Source organism: Gilliamella sp. G0441 (genome assembly GCF_050589305.1).
Lineage (GTDB): Bacteria > Pseudomonadota > Gammaproteobacteria > Enterobacterales > Orbaceae > Gilliamella.
In genome coordinates this window covers 59,090-79,018 of sequence record NZ_JBNRJF010000009.1, presented here as the reverse complement: position 1 = coordinate 79,018, position 19,929 = coordinate 59,090, and the positions used below count along the sequence as shown (strand labels likewise).

Below are 19,929 nucleotides of genomic sequence, written 5' to 3'. Positions count from 1 at the left end.
ATAGTTATATGAAGGGAAAAAGACGACTGCTTGATGCAATAGTATTAAGTTTAGTTATTAAAATATAACTAGATAATCTTTAACTTAACGCTGATTTTACGCTATTTTGGTCAAGTCTATTTATGATAGTTTGATGAGTGAATATATGATGAACTTGAACCAACAATTATGCTTGTTAATTAAAAATACGCCTATTCTTAGTGATTCGACTGTTATTAATAATGCGATTAATGGCATCGTCGATTATTTTGCATGTTGTTTACAAGCTCGTCAGGATATGAATGTTCAAAGATTACTCGCTTGGATAAAAGAAGAAGGCGGGCATGAGCGGTCTTGGCTGATTGGTCAAAAAAAGTTAGCTACACCACGTCAAGCGGCATTATTCAATGGCTTTCAAGCCCACTGTTTAGATTATGATGATGTTCATTCAGATATACGAGGCCATCCTTCAGCGGTGATTTTATCGGCACTGTTCGCCAGTATTCGATTAGATCATATGCCATTCAAGATTGATGGACGGCGATTTTTAACGGCTTATGTTATTGGTATTGAAGTCATGGCGTTGCTGGGTAAAAGCGTCAATCCACAACATTATGAAAAAGGATGGCATGCCACTATTACGCTTGGTGGCATAGCAGCCACAGCTGCAATTTGTTATTTGTATAATGAACCTTTTTTATCGCAAGCATTAGCACTTGCAGCAACCCAAGCTTCGGGTATGCGCTTGTTAATGGGCACACCCATAAAATTTTTACATGCAGGACTGGCTGCGCAACATGCCATCCAAACTGTTGATTGGTTAAGAGCAGGACTACAAGCAGATCAAAATTTTTTAGATGAAAATTTAGGATTTCTCGCCATGTATGGACAAGGGAATACGGCGTTGAATTTAACCAGTTGGGCAAAGCCTTGGAAGATAATTGACCCTGGATTGTGGTTTAAAACTTATAGTTTTTGTTCCGCTGGAGCCTATATCGCGGATGCAGGACAATTACTTTCTCAACATCCGCAATTTCGTGTTGAGAATGTGGCTAACATTACCCTTTACTTTGCGCCACCCAAGAGTGATGCTGCATTAATTTATCAACAGCCAACCCTTGCTGAGCAAGGGCGCTTTTCTGCTGAATATATTTTGGCCTTAATTTTATTAGGTTTACCCACTGATTTTAAGGCATTTTCGGCAACGCCAATCGCTGACAACATTAAACAACTGATGCAAAAAATGCAACGCAGTTATCACATCACCCTAGCACCACATCCTCAAGCTTATAACGGTCGTTATGTGGTTGTTGAAATATTACTTAATAACGGTCAAAAAATCAGTCAACGCATCGACCTTCCCAAAGGATCACCAAAGAATCCATACAATCAAAATGAAATGACAGCAAAACTCGTAAACGCTATTGATGATCAATCAACTGCAATAGCGCTAAGCCAAGATATCCAAGCATTTGCAAAAGGGTTAGATGTCAGCGATTTTATAAAGCGTTATATTGTTCAGCTATAGTAGAAAAGTCTGGATTCACTTAAAAGAATGAAAGTTGAAGCTTGTTAATAAGGTGATTTTTTAATTTTGCGTGAATTCTAAATAGGGGGGAACGATGCAAAATCCCCCAATTTCTTGTCTTGATATAAGCATTTAATGAGCGAACGATTTTTTCTTTATTAAATTTCGAAATTAATATCATCGGTTAGCTGACGCAAAAAACGTTGAGTTAACTCGTTTTGTGGATGATCGATAAGAGTTTTAGCATAGCCTTCTTCTACAATGACGCCATTTGCCATAAAGATAATTCGGTCAGCAACATATTTAGCAAATTCCATTTCGTGAGTAACAATGATCATCGTGATATTTTCTTTAGCAAGCTGTAACATGACTTGCAGCACCTCGTGTACACGCTCTGGATCGAGTGCCGATGTCGGTTCATCAAATAATAGAACTTTAGGTCTAACCGCTAATGCTCTGGCAATAGCCACCCGTTGTTGTTGCCCACCGGATAAAGTTATGGGGTATTGGTCAGCATAAGGTAACATGCCCACCCGCTTTAATAGCATTAATCCTTGTTGTTTGGCTTCGCTTTTATTGATTTTTTTACCCAGAATCAAAGGATAAGTAATGTTCTCTAACGCCGTTTTGTTTTTAAATAAATTATAGTGTTGAAATACCATCGCTGATTGTTTGCGTAATTGTACTTCTTCTTTATGACGATAATGTTCACTATCCAGAATGACATCACCTATTCGAATTGTACCCGTATTGGGTTTTTCTAATAAATTCAAACAACGTAATAACGTGGATTTACCTGAGCCTGAAGGTCCAATAATGGCGACAACTTCACCTTGTTTTACATGAAGGTTTATCTCTTTTAATACTTGATGATGACCAAACCGTTTAGACAGATGTGATACAGAAATCATGAGCTTGCTCCTTAACGGTAATACGGTTTGCTTAATTTATGTTCTAACTGTTTTTGTAGCCATGAATAAGCAACAACCGTTAGCCAATAAACAATGCCGACCGCTAAATAGGTTTCAAAATAGAGAAAGGAGCTCGCCGTTAGCATTTTGCCTGCTGCTAGCAGTTCTTGTACGCCAACAAAAAAAGCGACAGACGAGTCTTTGAGTAATGAAATAAACATGTTACCGGTATTAGGCAAAGCATTGACCAATGCTTGTGGCAAAATAATGTTTCGGTAAACCTGAATCGTGCTTAGTCCCGAGGTTAGTCCTGCCTCTTTTTGTCCTGGGTCGACTGACGCCAGACCAGCACGGAAAATTTCGGCTAGATAAGCAGAATATTTTAAGCTAAAGCAGACAATAGCGGCGGTTGTTGCACCCATGTGCTTTAATACAGGAAAGATCTGCGGTAAACCGTAATAAATAATAAAGAGCAATACCACCGAGGGAATCCCACGAAATAGCGAAATAAACAGCGAAAAAATTGCGTCAACAATGATGATTTTATTGTTACGTAACAATGCGATAGTCAGACCTAACACCATAGCAAATAAAATTGACACAACTGCAATAAAAAGTGTGACCGGTAGATACGGTAATATCTGAGGAAACACACTTAAAAAATAGTTTACATTAAAGTTCATGAGGTAATATCTTCACCAAAATATTTAATCGAAAGATTTTTTAACGTGCCGTTATTGCGTAACTTGTCCAAAGCTTGATTAAACTTTTGACGTAATGCTTGACCTTTTTCATCTTTACTAAATGGAAAAGCAACTTGCTCAATCGTTATTGGCTCGCCTACTAATTTAAATGGAAGATTTTTACGTTTGATTTCAGCCAGTAAGATGGGTTTTGAATTAACATAACCTTCAACCCGTTGATATTCGGTATCATACATGGCTCCGTCACGGGTTTCATAAGTTTTAATTGTCACTTCATTATTTGGAAAGGCTTTTTTCAAATTATTGATATGATTTGAACCTAACACGCCAGCAATGGTTTTACCTTTAAAATCAGATAACGTATTAATATCGTTATTTTCTTGATGGGTAACGATCTGGCTACCGTAAAAACTATATGGCTGAGAAAAATCATACTTAGCTTGGCGAGCAGGTGTGATTGCAACGGCATTGGCAATGGTATCTAAACGTCCAGAATCAAACTGTCCCATTAATCCTCCAAATTCAGCGACCACCCATTCGACTTGATAACCCAGTTCATTGGCAATGGCTTCTGTCAGTTCAACATCAAATCCGATTAATTTATCTTGTTGTTTATATCCATTTGGATAACTTTGACCGGTTGAACCGACTCTTATGATCGGCTGCTTTGTGGTCGAATCTTGGCTATTTGTATCGCATCCGAATAATAATGTTAAACTGGCGAGTAGTATCGCAGAGAAAATAGTTCTGATTGTTTTCATTGTTTGTGATTCCTTTTTTTCCATTCAGTGTAGTTTTTATAATTAAAAATTTTTTCAAAATAGAGTGTGGTGTGATCAGGGGTTAAATCGGCTTGCCCAATAGGTTTATAACCTTTGTTGATATAAAGTGTGGCTAACCATGGATGATTTGCGGCTGTTCCTAATGTCGCCGCAGGAAGTCTTAATTGTTTAATTAAGATTTGTTGTTCAACAAAATCCCATAACGCATGACCATAGCCTTGACCTTTATATTGTGGGTCAGTGGCAAACCAACCTAAATGCGGTAATCCATAAGGCCCGGGATTATTGCCCCATGGAAAACGAATCGTTAATGTTGAAATTAATTTACTCTGTTTTTCATAGAGATAAACAGCATTTGATTCAATATGATCGGCAATTTGTTTTTGATTAACTGTCGCAGCAGCAAAATGGATACCAAGTTGTAGGGTTGCTTGATAAGCATTATGCAATAGCGTTTGATAAGCTGGGATATCATTTTGCGTCATTAGGCGGAACGTCATACTAAGACTCCACTTTGATCAGCATACCGGATTACTTGTTCCACTTTTTCAGGTGCTAAACCAACATAATTAACAGGTTCTAACCAACTATCGAGTTCATCTTCGGTAAACTCTTTATTCAATATAGGATCAGCTAATAACACTGCTTTAAAGGTTTTATTTTGCTCAAAAGCTTGCATGGCGCTTTGATAAACCAAACGGTGAGCGGTCTGTTTGCCTAATCGCTTGCCTATTTCAAACATCACTTTTTCAGACAGTAGTAAACCATTTTGTAAGGTTAAGTTAGTTAACATGCGTTCAGCATTGACTTTTACCCCTTGTAGTACAGCTAATGCCGTTTGTAGTTGTGAAGAAAGGTAGAGATTAATTTCAGGAAGTGCTATCCATTCCGCTCGCCAACTCATGGCGTCTCGCTCATGTTCAACTTTCATGGATTCATGAATTAAAGCGACACTTTTTAATAATGGTGCGGTTAAGCTAGCTAAACCTTCTAACGCGGCGGGATTTCGTTTATGAGGCATAGTGGTTGAACCGATTTTTCCGTCAGAAAAGGGCTCTTCAACTTCGTTAATTTCAGTGCGCATTAAATTATAAAACTCATTACCCATTTTACCCAGCGTTCCACTGATTAATGCAATGACGGATGCATATTCGGAAAACCGATCACGTGCAGCTTGCCAACCAATGTTGGGTGTATTGAGGTCTAATAAAGTTAATGTTCTGGCTTCAACTTGTACCCCTAATTTGCCCATGGCGGCATAAGTACAAATTGCACCACTGATATTACCCACTAAAACCCGCTGTTTAATTTCACTTAGCCGTTGTAAATGGCGAACAAACTCATCTAACCAAACGGCAAGTTTAAACCCAAAAGTAGTAGGAAGTGCCTGCATACCATGAGTACGTCCAACCATAGGTAAATATTGATACTGTTTAGCTAACTTTTTTAATTCACATGCCACCAGTTTGGTATCACGTTCAATAATGGCAAATGATTGCTTAAGTTGTAAAACGGTTGCCGTATCGACAATATCTTGCGTGGTTGCACCATAATGAATAAATTGACCAGCATCGCCAACTTGATCTTGTAGCGCATTGATCGTTGACATTAAAGAGTGCTTGGCTTCTGCAGCTTGTTTGGCAATTTGTTCAATGGACAGTTTCGAAGCATCGGCCTTAGCAACGATTGCATCAGCGGCATCGCAAGGAATGACACCTAGTTCACCTTGTGCTTTTGCTAGTGCGACTTCTACAGCAACTTGCTTTTCTAAGCGATTTTGTTCTGACCATATCGCTCGCATTTCACTGGTACTAAAATTATTACCTAAAATCAAATAATCAATAATATGTGACGCCACCGAAATATCCTCAAAGATTAATTAATGTTTTATTATTCAATTATTAAAGATTATTCAAACAGCGTCTAATATCCTCTTGGACTATGGATATAACTAAAAAGAATTAAGGTTGTTGGGTTTTGATCACGGGTGATAGAGGAAGTTAATTGTTGAATGTTTATTTCGTTTTGATGAATAGACTCAACTAGGGGAATTTTTTCAAAATTTCTTATTTTTTATTCGTATTATGCACGATACTTGATCTCTTTAATGTTATCATCGTGGGGACAACGTGAGCCTGCTTAATAAAAAGGAATAAATAGTGATGAATAATGAATTATTTAAATTAGTCTGCTTAGGCTCTTTTTTAACCTCTTTTGCCTATGGCGTGATGTTAACGCTGCCGTTATTTTTAACCGACACTTTAAAGCTTTCGTTGGTGATGTCGAGTGAAATTATTTCAATGGGGATCATTGGGGTGGTGGCGTCGATTTTGTCGATTCCTTATCTGTTGAAATCTGTTTCTACTAATGTGATTGCTGCAATGGGGGCGTTAATTTATGCCTTTGCTATCGCATTGATTTTGTATACAGGTGGTGTTTTTCTTTATATTGCAGGTTTGTTGCTTGGTGCAGGGTGGGGGATTATTTATACGTTGGGGCCGATTATGGTGTCGTCAACCAGTAATACTGCCGAATTAAGTCGTCATTTTATGTTTATTTCGGCATTTAATATGTTAGGTGCCGGATTATCGCCAGTGATAGTCAAAACACTGCTCGATTATAATATTGCTATTGAATATATGTTTATGTTTGCTGTGTTGTTGAGTTTGTTAGCCGGTGGGTTATTTTTTAATGTAACCTTATCCAATAAGCAAAATAGCAGTAAATTATCGATTTTGCCAGTAATGAAAACCATTGTTACTTCAAATGCGGTCATTCCGTTGATAATGGTTTTTTTAGGCGCCTGTATTTACATTTCAATGATGAACTTTCAATTTGTGTTTGCTAAAGAGAAGAATTTAAACTTTTCGATATTTTATATTTCTTATACTTTTTCATTATTATTTGCCCGATTCTATCTGGCTAAATTTATTTTAAAACTGTCACAGCAGTTAGCCATGATCGGCTTGTTATTCATTATGTTGATCGCTTTGTGTCTGTTTTTGGTTACGACAAATAATATTTTTTATATTGTACCGTCGTCATTATTAGGCATAAGTTATGGTTTGGTTTATCCGTTAATTCAAACTCAAATGGTTAAAGATATCGATGCTGAAAAGCGAAGTATTTATTTAACTATTTTTAGTTTAAGCTACTTTATTGGCGTGTTTGGCTATCCGTATCTGTTTAGTTTAGGATTAGATTCAAGCGGTGTTTTAGGCTCATTTTTAGTGCTGATTTCACTGTGTGTGTTAGATATTGTATTTGCCTGTTTATTATTTAAAAAATTTACCAGATAAGTCGTGATATCCTTAATATGCAGAGGGATTGATTATCAATCCCTCATGCTGTCATTATCAAAGTAACACAACAGTTAATCAACAATAATGCCTAAAAATTGACTTCATAAAATAGGCTTATAACACCTCAACTATCGATTCACACAGGCGTGACATATTATCAAGGGTCATGCCAGCGACATTGATTCTTCCCGAGTTCACAATGTAAATACCGTAGTCGTTACGCAGTTTCAGTACTTGTTGTTCTGTTAATCCACTGAAAGAAAACATGCCGTTTTGTTTAGCGATGAAGCTAAAATCTTGATTTGCACCTTTATCTTGTAATGTTTTGACAAATAATTGGCGCATACGATGAATACGTTGACGCATACTTGTCAATTCATCGATCCACTCTTCTTTTAATTCCTTGTTATTTAAAATATAAGATACAATTTTGGCGCCGTGAGCGGGTGGATTAGAATAATTGGCACGAATAATGGTTTTAACTTGGCTAAAAGCCCGATCCGCAATCTCCGTATCAGCAGCGATTAAGGTAAAAGCACCAACTCGTTCATTATATAGCCCAAAGTTTTTAGAGTATGAGCTAGCAATTAATAATTCTGGGTGATGATCGGTGAATAGTCGTAATCCATACACATCTTCTTCTATACCTTGACCCAATCCTTGATAAGCTAAATCAAACAACGGTAACCAACCATTTTTTAGGGCTAAATCTGAAATGGCTTGCCATTGTTCAGGAGTTGGATCGATACCGGTTGGATTGTGACAGCAACCGTGAAAAAGTACCGCCTCACCTGCTGCAATTTTACTTAAATCTTGCATCAGTCCATCAAAGTCCAAGCTATGGGTTTGTGCATCATAATAACGGTATTCTCGCACTTCAAGACCAGCAGTTTGGAAGACACTTCGATGATTTGGCCATGAAGGATTACTGACCCAAATACGTTTTACTTTGGTTCGGCGAGCTAAAAAATCGGCCATGATTCGTAAAGCGCCGGTGCCTCCTGGTGCTTGTGCCGTTTTGGCTCGTTCATTTTCGTTACCAAATAATAAGATTTGTGTGGCGATATTAAATTCTTTAATTCCGTCAATGGTTAAGTAACTTTTTGTGGTTTCGTTATTTAATAAAAATTGTTCGGCTTTTTTGACGCTTTCTAAAATAGGTGTTTGGGTGGTTTCATCTTTATAGACACCGACACTTAAATTAATCTTACTGGTGCGTTCATCTTTATTATAAAGATCGGCTAATCCAAGTATCGGGTCGGCCGGTGCTGCTGTTAAACTTTCAAACATAATTCACCTATTTCGTCTAATCACTTTCATCGCATTATATACATAATATTTTATAATACACAATTTCGATACAGACAATTTGTGAATAAATGTTTAGACGATAATCTTGTTAATTTTTATGAATTATTTTTTTACATTAAATTGAAAGATTATTAAAAAATGATGTTAAATTTTCAGCTAATATCGTCAGTTCTCCACTAATGAGATCTTCTTTAACCACTTCGCCAGTTAAATTATTTATGGCGATAATTTCGGTACTTTCATCGGTAGAGGCAATAAAAATAGTTGGTATTCGTTTTAATTTTTTTTGTTGCGACAAATGGGCAATTAAGTTCTGCTCTAAATTTGAGAAATCGTCATCATTCCATGCTTGTAGTAATACTAAATGAGTATCAGCAAAGTTTGCGCTTATATTTCCGGCATATTGTGTGCCATAAAAAACATGAGCACTTTGACACAGATTGATGTTAACGACTTGTTCTACAATAGTTAGATCTCTTGCCGGCTCTAATAAAAAAGGTTGCCAATATACTGCAAGTTGCGCTGTTTTTAGTATACAAGGTGAAGGAATGGCATGTAATTCTTCACTTTTAGGGGCATAATCAAATTGAGTCATCCAACGAGAAGTAAAATCAAGTAAGGCTGTTTTTTCGGGTGATTTCATAAATAAGTTAAGTCTCTTTTTTGAATTTGTTTTATATTTTTCTTCTATTATACAAATTAAGTCTCTTTATGTTCTACTAAGTAAGTTCCAAATTTTTATTTTTCAAATAATGCGTAAAAAAATGTAAAGCAATTTTGGCTTTTTAGTGTGGTTAATATAAATTTTTAATATATCTAATATGATTTTATTGAAATGATAAATATTATTTGTAAATAACTCAAAATATTAATCTAACTATCGATGAAATATGAAGTTTAATTTTCTTGCTATCCTTTGCCGAAACGTGAATAATAAGGGGGGATATTTTTATCCTTGTAATGCAGCAATGGCGTTAGACATTACAGTTTGTCAAAACAAAATAGCGTAAGTAGAATCAAGATAATTAGATAATATGTTTATTTTAAACAATCATATAAAGATTTAGTTTATTTGCTAGAACCAATAAAATGAAGGTTTGCAAATTAACCATTGAAATAATATCAATAAATTATATATTTAGGAATAATTCGGCGTGTCATTTGTACTTTTGAATTTAGCGGTTATCTCCCTAAAATATTATTTTAATGTAGTCAATGTGAAATCGGTGTCACATAAAATAATAACAAAAATAACACAAATAAAATAATGCACACTGTATAGAAATATCGAATTAAGTACTTTTTTTATCATTGTTAAAATAAGCATTTATCAATAATACGATTCTACCTACAATTAATTAAGATTAATGAAGAGTGTAGAATAATGAAAAGAATGCTAATCAATGCAACCCAGCAAGAAGAGCTGCGAGTTGCGCTTGTTGATGGCCAACGCTTATATGATTTAGATATCGAAAGTCTTGGGCATGAGCAGAAAAAGGCCAATATCTATAAAGGTAAAATTACTAAAATCAATCCAAGTTTAGAGGCGGCTTTTGTTTCATATGGTGGAGAGCGAGATGGTTTTTTACCATTAAAAGAGATTGCCGATAGTTATTTTCCATCCAATATGACCGGTCGTCGCACCATTAAACATCTTGAAGAAGGTCAAGAAGTTCTCATTCAAATTGAAAAAGAGATTCGAGGCAAAAAAGGTGCTGCGTTAACGACTTATATTAGTCTTGCTGGTAGTTATTTAGTTTTAATGCCCAATGATCCACGTGCTGGTGGTGTGTCTCGCCGAATTGAAGGTGAAGATCGTGCAGATTTAAAACGTATTATTGACGCTATTGAAAAGCCTAAAGGCATGGGCGTAATTGCCAGAACGGCGGGTGTTGGTAAAAGCCAAGAAGAGTTACAACAAGATTTAGATGCGTTAGTCAATTATTGGGCAGCGATTCAAAATGAAGCTAAGAATCATCCAGCACCAAGTTTAATCCACAAGGAAAGTGATATTATTACCCGAGCATTTCGTGATTATTTACGTGATGATGTGGGTGATATATTAATCGATAATCCGAAAGTCCTTGAGATCGCTAAAAAACGATTAGTTGATTTGGGGCGTGTTGAATACGTTAATCGACTAAAACTTTATGAGGGGGATGTACCTCTATTCAACCATTTTCAGATTGAAGGTCAAATTGAATCTGCGTTTCAACGTGAAGTGCGTTTACCTTCCGGCGGTTCTATTGTAATTGATGCGACCGAAGCATTAACAGCAATCGATATTAACTCCGCTAAATCGATACGGGGCAGTGACATTGAAGAAACGGCCTTTAACACTAATCTTGAGGCAGCTGAAGAAATTGCTCGTCAACTACGTTTACGTGACTTAGGTGGTCTGATTGTTATCGATTTTATCGATATGACACCAATTCGTAACCAACGTGAAGTTGAAAATCGCTTAAAAGAGGCGATGAAAACAGACCGAGCACGCATTCAAACAACACGAATTTCTCGATTTGGTCTGCTTGAAATGTCACGCCAACGATTAAGTCCGTCTTTGCGTGAAGCGACTCATCACATTTGTCCACGTTGTCAAGGAACGGGAACGATTCGTGATAATAATTCATTATCGCTTTCTATTCTTCGATTAATTCAAGAAGAAGCGATGAAAGATAACACAGTCCAAATTGATGTTATCGTGCCAGTGCCAATTGCCAGCTATTTATTAAATGAAAAACGTCGCGCGATTAATAATATCGAAAGAATGCACCCTGATGTAAAAATTGTCATCGTGGGTGATGAAGAGATGGAAACGCCACTTTATAAAGTGATTCGTAAACGTGTTGGCGAAGAGACTGATGTTCTGAGTTATAACTTACCGAAATTAATCCGAGAATTGGAAGAAGAGGAAGAAGACGCAGCGGCTGAAATCATCGTTGAACAAGCGGTATTATCAGGGCCAAAAGTCGAAGCGAACACGACATCGAAAGAAAAGAGCGAGCCTAAAGTTGAAAAATCTGGGGGCTTGTTCAGTGGATTATTCAGTAAGTTACGCAAATTATTTGTTGCTGAAAAAAGTGAACCTGAACCAGAAGTTAAACCAAAACCGACTAAAAGACGTGAAAATAATCGATCGAATAGTCGCCGTCAGCGTAATAGTCGTAATAGCAATGGTGCAAATGCCAATAGCAGCGCAGCAACAGAAGATGTGAAAGAGACAACTCGTAGTAACAGTCGTCGTACTAAGCAAAATAATAGTCATTCGGCGAATGCGGTAAACGCGACTAAAGCTGAAAAAACAGCGAATAGTAATGAAGTGGTCACACCGAAACAAAAAGAAGTGAAACCAAGACGTCAACAACGTTCATTGACAAAAAGCGTACGTGTGAAAAATAGTGAAGTACCGATTCAAGTCAATGAAGAGCGTGTTGTTATTCCATCGTTATTATTACCGGTGATAGTGCCTGAACAGGCTGAGACAACACCTGTTTTAGAGTCACAACCAAAACGTCAACGACGCACTTCCAGACATCTACGTATGAATGGACAACGTAATAAACGACGGGTACGAAGTGGCGATCTTAAAAAATCACCTATGCCGTTACAATTTGCTGCTGCATCTCTTGAATTGGCATTAGGTCGGGTTGCGATTGATTATAGTCAAATCACACAAGATGAACCAAGTAATGTGGTTCCTGTTATTCCTTCACTTTTATTACCTGTTATCGTTAAAAATGAAGTGACAGAAGCCCGTTCTGAACCGACAATTCACACAGCTGATTTGAATGATGTATCCATCAATTCTGAATCAACTCAAGATCATGATGCTGCAAAAGACAGTGAACAAGAAAGTCATGATAGCGATGTGAATACTGATGTGTCTCAAGCTACGGGTCACGCTTCGTCAGTAATGACTAAAGCCCCTGCACCAGAGTATGTAGATTCTGAAATTGGTTTCAAACTACGGGAAGAATCAGACTATCACTTTGAAGGGAAAGGAGAAGCGGGCGGTTTAAGCTCTCAAAACCATGCCTTTGCTAAAGCAAGTAAACCTTCCTATCCTTCAGAATAATAGTTTCAAAACTGATATTTATAAACAGAGTGGTCATCAGACCACTTCTGTTCCTACTTAGACAAATAAAAGCGATAAGATAAACATGATTATTTATATTTTGAAAAAAATAGTCACTTTTGTATTAATTATCTGCATTTTGGCTCAGATCAGCTTTTGCCTTGTCTATTTTTCGCCTCATTCTATGTTTAATCATCTTCATATTGTTGATGCTTACAGTTCTTTCTTTAGGCAATTATTGCAAGGACAATTCACATTAACCTCAGGGGAAAAGGTCTCGTTTCTTTATACTTTATCCGCGACGATTGAACTGTGTATTCTAGCCTTAGCAGTAGCACTAATTGTTGGTTTACCATTAGGTATCTTTTTAGGGCTAAGTAATATTAATTGGTTAAATAGCACGATTCGGTTAGGGTGCTTATTACTATATTCATGTCCTATTGTGATGCTAATTGTGATTGTTATGTTTTGGGTCTCTCCAAATTGGTCTGTATCAATACATTTTGATACCTCTTCCTCCGCTATTGGTACATCGTTATTAGAGATTTTACTGTCTGACAAACAGAATAAAATAGATTTATTGATTGAGCAGTTTCAATATTTGAAACTGCCGATAATCATTCTCGCGATACAGCCTAGCATTATGACTATTCAGCTTATTAGCCAAAATGTCAAAAATACCTCACGCCAGAACTACATAAAAATGGCTGCAATTCGAGAAAGGTCACCTTTAAAAATTTTACGTCGACATTTATTGCCCAATACCATTCCGGCAACTATTCCTCAATTGACTTATAATACGACTACATTGTTGTTTTCAACAATGATTGTCGGAATATTATTTAACCGTGTTGGATTAGGGCAATGGGTCATGGGTGCTTATCATCATCATAGTTATTTTATTATCTCAATTGCTATTTTTGCTTGTGGAACGGTGATAAGCTTTTTAACACTATTGGGCGAAATTACCGCTGTGGCTATTTATCCATTACGTCATAAGGAACATCATGTCTAAGGTAAAAAGGTTATTAAATAGTGTGGCATTATGTTTTAATAAGCTACATAGTAATCTTTATTCAATTGTTGGCTTTTATGGCATTATGGCAATTGTCTTTGTTGCTGTTTCAACAAAGTGGTTTTTTCATGCTCATTTAGATCCTATTTATGCAAGTTCCTTACCGCCAGCATGGTTTATAAATGGCGATATTAATCACATTTTAGGCACCAATGCTAAAGGACAAGATATTTTTGATTACTTATTAATTGGTTATCGCTCAACCTTATCGATGACACTAAAAGCGGTATTTTATGTTGTTGTGATTGCAGGATTAATTAATTATTTAATGTTCTTTATTCCATTTCTACGATCTTTTATTTTATTGATTTTCCGATTTTTTATGGTCGTACCACCTTTATTGGGGGTTATCGTTGTCAGTATGTTATTTGAAGATGACATAACCAATATGTTGTTAATCATTGGGTTATCTTATTCACCACGATTTATATACAATATCCATCAACGAGTGATTAAGGAGTGGAATAAAACTTATATCACGGCTTATCGGCTTGATGGTTTATCCAAAATAACGATTTTAAATCACTATATTTTGCCTAATATTCTGCCGGTCTATTTAACTGAAATTGTATCGTTATTTAGCTCAATTATCTTAGCCATTACCAGCATCACCTTTTTAGGATTTGCTAACGATACCTCCAGACCCGATTTAGGCATGATGATGTTTAAAATGAAAGACATTATTGGTACCAATTACTTGGCCTTTTTATCCCCCGGAATTGCGGTTTCAGCTACCATTATCTTTGTTTATTTATTAAACTTTGGATTAAATGGTCGACGAGCAGGGCATTAATCATGGCATTGTTAGATATTCGTAATTTAACGATTGAGTTTATTACTCCTGACGGTCTGTTACGTGCTATCGACCGGGTTAACCTTAGATTATCAGAAGGTGAAATTCGAGGATTAGTAGGCGAATCCGGTTCTGGTAAAAGCTTAATTGCCAAAGCGATTTTAGGGATCACCAATCACAATTGGAAAATTTCGGCAGATCGCTTTCATTTTAATAATATTGATTTATTAAAACTTACGCCTAAACAACGCCGTAAAGTTATTAGTGCGAATATTTCCATGATATTCCAAGAACCACAATCATGTTTAGATCCATCAATGAAAATTGGGCAACAACTGATTGAGGCAATACCTAGACGCACCTTTAAAGGTCATTGGTGGCAACGGCTATTTTGGCGTAAAAATCGTGCGATTGAACTATTGCATCGGGTTGGAATCAAAGAGCATAAAGAAATATTAAAGTCTTATCCGTTTGAACTGACAGAAGGTGAATGTCAAAAAGTCATGATAGCCATTGCATTGGCCAATCAACCTAAATTACTCATTGCCGATGAGCCGACTAATGCTATGGAAGCCACGACAGAAGCCCAAATTTTTAGGCTACTGGCTAGCATGAATCAAAATATGGGCACCACGATTTTACTTATTAGCCATGATTTGCAAATGATTACAAGGTGGACAGATCGAATTAATGTATTGTATTGTGGACAGACGGTTGAAGTGGCGGATAGCGAAGATTTAATAAAATCGCCTTATCACCCTTATACACAGGCGCTCATTTACGCCATTCCAGATTTTGGTAAGGCAATGCCACATAAAAGCCCGTTAAATACTTTACCGGGTGTTATTCCGTCACTTGAACATTTACCTATTGGCTGTCGATTGGGCCCACGTTGTCCTTATGCACAAAAAAAATGTATTCAAGCACCCGAATTAATCCAAATTAAAGATCACTTTGTTGCTTGTCATTTTCCTTTAAATACTGATGAGTAAAATTATCAATACCAGGACTAAACCATGAACCCAATTTTAAAAGTGCGTAATTTGTCAAAGCAATTTAAAATTCCTAAAGGATTTTTGGGGCATCTATACATTGATGCTGTTAAACCGATATCTTTTTCGATCAATGAAGGAAAAACCTTGGCAATTATTGGTCAGAATGGATCGGGCAAATCAACATTAGCTAAAATGTTAGTTGGAATGGTCAAACCGGATAGTGGTGATATTTGGATTGATGGCACAAAAGTCGAATATGGCGATTATAGTTACCGTTGTCAACTTATTCGCATGATTTTTCAACATGTAGAAAGCTCTTTTGATCCAAGACTTCGCATTGGTCAATTGCTTGAAATTCCACTCAAACACAATACACATTACGATGCGTTTGAACGTGAAAAAATGATAAGCGACGTATTAAAGCAAGTTGGGTTACTGCCTGAACATGCTTCTTATTATCCAGCGGTAATGGCATCGGGGCAAAAACAACGGGTCGCCCTAGCGAGAGCATTAATTCTAAAACCTAAAGTTATTATTTTAGACGAAGCGTTAGCCGCATTAGATATCTCGATGCGTTCACAGATTGTTAATTTGATGTTGTCATTACAAGCCGAGCATAACATCTCTTATATTTATGTGACTCAAGATATAGGGATGATGAAGCATATTAGTGATCAAATCTTAGTGATGCACAAAGGCGAACTTGTTGAATACGGGAATACCGCCGAAGTGTTAGCCTCGCCACTTAGTGATATCACGCAAAAACTCGTTAATAGCTATTTTGGCGAAGCGTTAACCGCTGACTCATGGCGCACCGATACACGGGCTTTTTAACTCTTTCCTTACTTTTGTCAATTATCCAATCTAAAAAAGACCAATGCGAATTTAACGTTATTCGTATATAGTAGTATCATGATTTTCTTTGAGATATTGGATTTAGCTAATCAAAATAAAAACCTCGACAAATAATCTAAAACATCTTATATTTAGCTATACAGATTTCTAGACGTCTATTTTAAGTTTTAAAAGATTGTTGATTATTAGGAGTTTTTGCTATGCCTATTTGTATTCCTGATTCATTACCAGCCGTTGATGTACTTCGTAAAGAAAATATTTTTATCATGACATCTTCTCGTGCAAATACACAAGAAATTCGTCCGCTAAAACTGCTCTTTCTTAATCTTATGCCTAAAAAAATAGAGACAGAAAACCAATTTTTACGACTACTTTCTAACTCATCATTACAAGTCGATATTCAACTATTACGTATTGATCAGCGTGAATCGAAAAATACACCAGTCGAGCATTTAAATAGTTTCTATTGTGATTTTGACGATATACGTGAACAAAATTTTGATGGGCTTATTATCACTGGCGCACCGTTAGGAAAAGTGGCCTTTACGGATGTAGTCTATTGGTCAAAATTAGTTGAAATTATCACATGGGCAAAAGAACATGTCACCTCAACCATGTTTGTGTGTTGGGCAGTACAAGCCGCATTGAATGTATTATATGATTTACCAAAATTTACACGATCACATAAATTATCTGGGGTTTATCAGCATCAAATTTTGGAACCTAATGCCATTTTAACCCGAGGATTCGATGACTCTTTTTTAGCACCGCATTCACGGTATGCAGATTTTCCGATTGAAAAAATAAAAAATTATACTGATCTCTTAATACTGGCAGATTCAGATATCACTGGGCCTTATTTAATGGCAACAGCAGATAAACGGATGGCATTTGTTACCGGGCATCCTGAATATGATTCATTTACTTTAGCCAACGAATATTTTCGTGATCTTAAAGCTGGCATTCAGCCTACTATCCCTGAAAATTATTTTCCTCATAATAATCCAGACTTAACTCCTAAAGCCACATGGCGTAGTCACGCTTATCTATTGTTCAGCAATTGGCTTAACTATTATGTCTATCAATTAACACCATTTGATTTAACGACGCGTAATTTAACAATTGATGAATAAATAAAACAGAAAAACGATATTTCAATTATCAAAAAAATAGAAAATAGGCTAATGCTTATTATCAAAACTGAATTTTATATATGGTGTCTCCTTATTCACGCCTATAACACCACAGTTTATGAATTAGTAAGCTTATCTATACTACTTACTTTATTTAAGAAAAAGATAAAAGATCCTTATCTTGCATCATTTTAGGCATAGTTATATTATGGATAGAGTGCTTTATTATTTAAGGAATGAGTTATGTTAAAATCAATTGATCCAACTACCACTTCATCTTGGAAATCCCTTCAAGCAAGTTATCAAAAGCATCACAATAAGACCATTGCGCAGATTTTAAAAGAAGAGCCAAAACGAGTTGAAAAACTCAGTATTCCGTTTGAGGATGAGTTTTTGGTTGATCTTTCTAAAAATCGTATTACGCAAGAGACTTTAGCAATACTTCATAAGCTTGCTGATGAATGTGATCTTAAAGGTGCAATTTCAGCTATGTATAGCGGTGAAAAAATTAATCGCACCGAAGATCGTGCTGTTTTACATGTTGCTTTACGTAATGTATCGAATACCCCTATTTATGTTGATGGCAAAAATGTGATGGATGATGTCAATGCGGTATTAGCAAAAATGGAATCATTCAGTAATAGAGTCATTAGCGGTGAGTGGAAAGGGTACACCGGTAAAGCGATAACTGATGTGGTAAATATCGGAATTGGAGGTTCAGATCTTGGGCCTGTCATGATTACCGAAGCGTTGCGTCCTTATAAAAATCATTTAAACATGCATTTTGTTTCAAATGTTGACGGTACTCATATTGTTGAAGCATTAAAGGGCTTAAATCCTGAAACAACCCTGTTTTTAGTAGCATCAAAAACGTTTACCACACAAGAAACCATGACTAATGCACAAACGGCTCGTTCTTGGTTACTTGATGCGGCTAAAGATGATAAAGCTGTTGCTTTGCATTTTGTTGCGTTATCCACTAATGCCAAAGAAGTTGAAAAATTTGGTATTGATACAGCGAATATGTTTGAATTTTGGGATTGGGTAGGCGGTCGTTACTCTTCTTGGTCTGCGATAGGTTTATCGATCGTTTTATCTATTGGATTTGATAATTTTAAACAATTTTTGGCTGGTGGTCATGCAATGGATAAACACTTCCAAAATACACCAATTGATAAAAATATTCCTGCATTATTAGCCTTAATTGGGATTTGGTATAATAATTTTTATGGTGCTGAGACAGAAGCCATTTTACCTTATGATCAGTATATGCATCGATTTGCTGCCTATTTTCAACAAGGCAATATGGAATCAAACGGTAAGAGTGTCGATCGTAATGGTCATAAAACAACTTATACTACTGGCCCAATCATTTGGGGTGAACCGGGTACCAATGGTCAACATGCATTTTATCAATTAATTCATCAAGGAACCAAACTTATTCCGTGTGATTTTATTGCGCCTGCAATTAGCCATAATCCGGTTAGTGATCATCATCCTAAATTGTTATCTAACTTTTTTGCTCAAACGGAGGCATTAGCATTTGGTAAAACCAAAGAACAAGTTGAACAAGAATTTATGGCTGCTGGAAGAACGCTTGATGAAGTTAAAGCAATTGTTCCGTTTAAAGTGTTTGAAGGAAATAAACCGACCAATTCAATTTTAGTTAAGAAAATTACCCCGTATAGCTTGGGTGCATTAGTTGCGATGTATGAGCATAAAATCTTTACTCAAGGTATTATTTTGAATATATTCAGTTTTGACCAATGGGGTGTTGAGTTAGGTAAGCAATTAGCTGGTCGAATTTTACCTGAATTAGCGAGTGATACGCCAGTAACTTCACATGATGATTCTACAAATAATTTGATTAATCAATATAAAAAGTGGCGTTAGTAGATTAAACTAGACAGTTAATGAATTGAGCAGAAAAACCTTCAGTAAAACTGAAGGTTTTTTTTATGATTATTTTTTCACGCGCATAACAGGTGTTTTACCTGCTTCTACGGTACCAGATAGTTTTGTCAGCTCGACAATACTATCCATATTAGAAATGACAACAGGTGTTAACACTGATTTTGCTTTACTTTCAAGTAGTGGTAAATCAAATTCAATAATAGTATCACCAACTTTTACTTGTTGACCTTCTTCAGCAATACGGGTAAAACCTTCGCCTTTTAATTCAACAGTGTCAATTCCAAAGTGTACAAATAGCTCAATACCATCATCTGATTCAATAGCAAATGCATGATTAGTTTCAAAAATTTTGCCAATTCTACCGTTTAATGGCGCAACAATTTTATTACCAGCAGGTTTAATTGCAATACCATCACCAACGACTTTCTCTGCAAAAACGACATCTGGCACATCTTCGATTTTAACGATTTCGCCACTCAGAGGTGCAATAATTTCGATGCTATCATGGCTATCATCAGATTTGATGAATTGCTTCATGAATTGCTTCAATTTATCGAATAACCCCATTATTT

At 36.3% G+C, this 19,929-nt stretch carries 17 protein-coding genes; 9 read left to right on the top strand and 8 right to left on the bottom strand.

What is annotated here, in order from left to right:
- Nucleotides 1-145: 145 nt before the first annotated feature.
- On the top strand, nt 146-1,507 hold the full coding sequence (locus ACKJXD_RS08830) for an MmgE/PrpD family protein (protein ID WP_430876092.1): 1,362 nt from the start codon (nt 146-148) through the stop codon (nt 1,505-1,507).
- Between the two features lie 158 nt (nt 1,508-1,665).
- On the opposite strand, the gene ACKJXD_RS08825 is transcribed toward ACKJXD_RS08830, so the two are convergent.
- The 5 genes from ACKJXD_RS08825 to purB are packed head-to-tail and all read right to left on the bottom strand — an operon-like array spanning nt 1,666 to nt 5,762.
- On the bottom strand, nt 1,666-2,418 hold the full coding sequence (locus tag ACKJXD_RS08825) for an amino acid ABC transporter ATP-binding protein (protein ID WP_294825745.1): 753 nt from the start codon (nt 2,416-2,418) through the stop codon (nt 1,666-1,668).
- A gap of 11 nt (nt 2,419-2,429) precedes the next feature.
- Entirely contained in the window at nt 2,430-3,101 is a 672-nt protein-coding gene (locus tag ACKJXD_RS08820; RefSeq protein ID WP_430876091.1) for an amino acid ABC transporter permease, read from the bottom strand.
- Nucleotides 3,098-3,883: an amino acid ABC transporter substrate-binding protein gene (locus ACKJXD_RS08815; RefSeq protein ID WP_411590902.1), complete on the bottom strand. Its 786-nt coding sequence runs from the start codon at nt 3,881-3,883 to the stop codon at nt 3,098-3,100. The genes ACKJXD_RS08820 and ACKJXD_RS08815 overlap by 4 nt, the downstream gene beginning before the upstream one ends.
- Nucleotides 3,880-4,404, bottom strand: coding sequence for a GNAT family N-acetyltransferase (locus ACKJXD_RS08810; protein WP_430876090.1), 525 nt, complete (start codon nt 4,402-4,404; stop codon nt 3,880-3,882). The genes ACKJXD_RS08815 and ACKJXD_RS08810 overlap by 4 nt, the downstream gene beginning before the upstream one ends.
- Nucleotides 4,401-5,762 (bottom strand): adenylosuccinate lyase, encoded by a 1,362-nt coding sequence (purB, locus tag ACKJXD_RS08805; protein WP_430876089.1) that lies wholly within the window; start codon nt 5,760-5,762, stop codon nt 4,401-4,403. The genes ACKJXD_RS08810 and purB overlap by 4 nt, the downstream gene beginning before the upstream one ends.
- 304 nt (nt 5,763-6,066) lie before the next feature.
- Here purB and ACKJXD_RS08800 point away from each other — a divergent pair, with 304 nt between their 5' ends.
- Nucleotides 6,067-7,203, top strand: coding sequence for an MFS transporter (locus tag ACKJXD_RS08800; RefSeq protein WP_430876088.1), 1,137 nt, complete (start codon nt 6,067-6,069; stop codon nt 7,201-7,203).
- 117 nt (nt 7,204-7,320) lie between these two features.
- Here ACKJXD_RS08800 and ACKJXD_RS08795 read toward each other — a convergent pair whose 3' ends face one another.
- Both ACKJXD_RS08795 and syd read right to left on the bottom strand, forming a co-directional pair.
- Complete coding sequence (locus ACKJXD_RS08795; RefSeq protein ID WP_411590904.1) at nt 7,321-8,496, bottom strand: aromatic amino acid transaminase; 1,176 nt, start codon at nt 8,494-8,496, stop codon at nt 7,321-7,323.
- A gap of 136 nt (nt 8,497-8,632) precedes the next feature.
- Nucleotides 8,633-9,160: a SecY-interacting protein gene (gene syd, locus ACKJXD_RS08790; protein WP_430876087.1), complete on the bottom strand. Its 528-nt coding sequence runs from the start codon at nt 9,158-9,160 to the stop codon at nt 8,633-8,635.
- A 741-nt stretch (nt 9,161-9,901) separates the two neighbouring features.
- Here syd and rne point away from each other — a divergent pair.
- The 7 genes from rne to pgi all read left to right on the top strand — a co-directional run bounded on the left by rne (nt 9,902) and on the right by pgi (nt 19,336).
- Entirely contained in the window at nt 9,902-12,592 is a 2,691-nt protein-coding gene (gene rne, locus ACKJXD_RS08785) for a ribonuclease E (protein WP_430876086.1), read from the top strand.
- Nucleotides 12,593-12,677: 85 nt separating this feature from the next.
- The gene (locus ACKJXD_RS08780) at nt 12,678-13,607 is read left to right on the top strand and encodes an ABC transporter permease subunit (RefSeq protein ID WP_267360668.1); all 930 of its coding nucleotides are present in this window, start codon (nt 12,678-12,680) and stop codon (nt 13,605-13,607) included.
- Nucleotides 13,600-14,460: an ABC transporter permease subunit gene (locus ACKJXD_RS08775; protein WP_411599546.1), complete on the top strand. Its 861-nt coding sequence runs from the start codon at nt 13,600-13,602 to the stop codon at nt 14,458-14,460. The genes ACKJXD_RS08780 and ACKJXD_RS08775 overlap by 8 nt, the downstream gene beginning before the upstream one ends.
- 2 nt (nt 14,461-14,462) lie before the next feature.
- Nucleotides 14,463-15,452, top strand: coding sequence for a putrescine export ABC transporter ATP-binding protein SapD (sapD, locus tag ACKJXD_RS08770; RefSeq protein ID WP_065559789.1), 990 nt, complete (start codon nt 14,463-14,465; stop codon nt 15,450-15,452).
- A gap of 24 nt (nt 15,453-15,476) precedes the next feature.
- Complete coding sequence (locus ACKJXD_RS08765; protein ID WP_220216008.1) at nt 15,477-16,289, top strand: peptide ABC transporter ATP-binding protein; 813 nt, start codon at nt 15,477-15,479, stop codon at nt 16,287-16,289.
- A gap of 221 nt (nt 16,290-16,510) precedes the next feature.
- Nucleotides 16,511-17,443 carry a homoserine O-succinyltransferase MetA gene (metA, locus tag ACKJXD_RS08760; RefSeq protein WP_430876085.1) on the top strand — a complete coding sequence of 311 codons (933 nt, stop codon included), beginning with the start codon at nt 16,511-16,513 and terminating at the stop codon, nt 17,441-17,443.
- Between the two features lie 243 nt (nt 17,444-17,686).
- Entirely contained in the window at nt 17,687-19,336 is a 1,650-nt protein-coding gene (pgi, locus tag ACKJXD_RS08755; RefSeq protein WP_430876084.1) for a glucose-6-phosphate isomerase, read from the top strand.
- A gap of 69 nt (nt 19,337-19,405) precedes the next feature.
- Here pgi and crr read toward each other — a convergent pair whose 3' ends face one another.
- Nucleotides 19,406-19,924, bottom strand: coding sequence for a PTS glucose transporter subunit IIA (gene crr, locus ACKJXD_RS08750; RefSeq protein WP_220216005.1), 519 nt, complete (start codon nt 19,922-19,924; stop codon nt 19,406-19,408).
- Nucleotides 19,925-19,929: the final 5 nt, after the last annotated feature.

Bases quoted from the DNA above. Each gene is read 5' to 3' on its own strand.
- ACKJXD_RS08830 (WP_430876092.1), top strand. From the start codon at position 146: ATGATGAACTTGAACCAACAATTATGCTTGTTAATTAAAAATACGCCT.
- ACKJXD_RS08825 (WP_294825745.1), bottom strand. From the start codon at position 2,418: ATGATTTCTGTATCACATCTGTCTAAACGGTTTGGTCATCATCAAGTA.
- ACKJXD_RS08820 (WP_430876091.1), bottom strand. From the start codon at position 3,101: ATGAACTTTAATGTAAACTATTTTTTAAGTGTGTTTCCTCAGATATTA.
- ACKJXD_RS08815 (WP_411590902.1), bottom strand. From the start codon at position 3,883: ATGAAAACAATCAGAACTATTTTCTCTGCGATACTACTCGCCAGTTTA.
- ACKJXD_RS08810 (WP_430876090.1), bottom strand. From the start codon at position 4,404: ATGACGTTCCGCCTAATGACGCAAAATGATATCCCAGCTTATCAAACG.
- ACKJXD_RS08800 (WP_430876088.1), top strand. From the start codon at position 6,067: ATGAATAATGAATTATTTAAATTAGTCTGCTTAGGCTCTTTTTTAACC.
- ACKJXD_RS08795 (WP_411590904.1), bottom strand. From the start codon at position 8,496: ATGTTTGAAAGTTTAACAGCAGCACCGGCCGACCCGATACTTGGATTA.
- syd (WP_430876087.1), bottom strand. From the start codon at position 9,160: ATGAAATCACCCGAAAAAACAGCCTTACTTGATTTTACTTCTCGTTGG.
- rne (WP_430876086.1), top strand. From the start codon at position 9,902: ATGAAAAGAATGCTAATCAATGCAACCCAGCAAGAAGAGCTGCGAGTT.
- ACKJXD_RS08780 (WP_267360668.1), top strand. From the start codon at position 12,678: ATGATTATTTATATTTTGAAAAAAATAGTCACTTTTGTATTAATTATC.
- ACKJXD_RS08775 (WP_411599546.1), top strand. From the start codon at position 13,600: ATGTCTAAGGTAAAAAGGTTATTAAATAGTGTGGCATTATGTTTTAAT.
- sapD (WP_065559789.1), top strand. From the start codon at position 14,463: ATGGCATTGTTAGATATTCGTAATTTAACGATTGAGTTTATTACTCCT.
- ACKJXD_RS08765 (WP_220216008.1), top strand. From the start codon at position 15,477: ATGAACCCAATTTTAAAAGTGCGTAATTTGTCAAAGCAATTTAAAATT.
- metA (WP_430876085.1), top strand. From the start codon at position 16,511: ATGCCTATTTGTATTCCTGATTCATTACCAGCCGTTGATGTACTTCGT.
- pgi (WP_430876084.1), top strand. From the start codon at position 17,687: ATGTTAAAATCAATTGATCCAACTACCACTTCATCTTGGAAATCCCTT.
- crr (WP_220216005.1), bottom strand. From the start codon at position 19,924: ATGGGGTTATTCGATAAATTGAAGCAATTCATGAAGCAATTCATCAAA.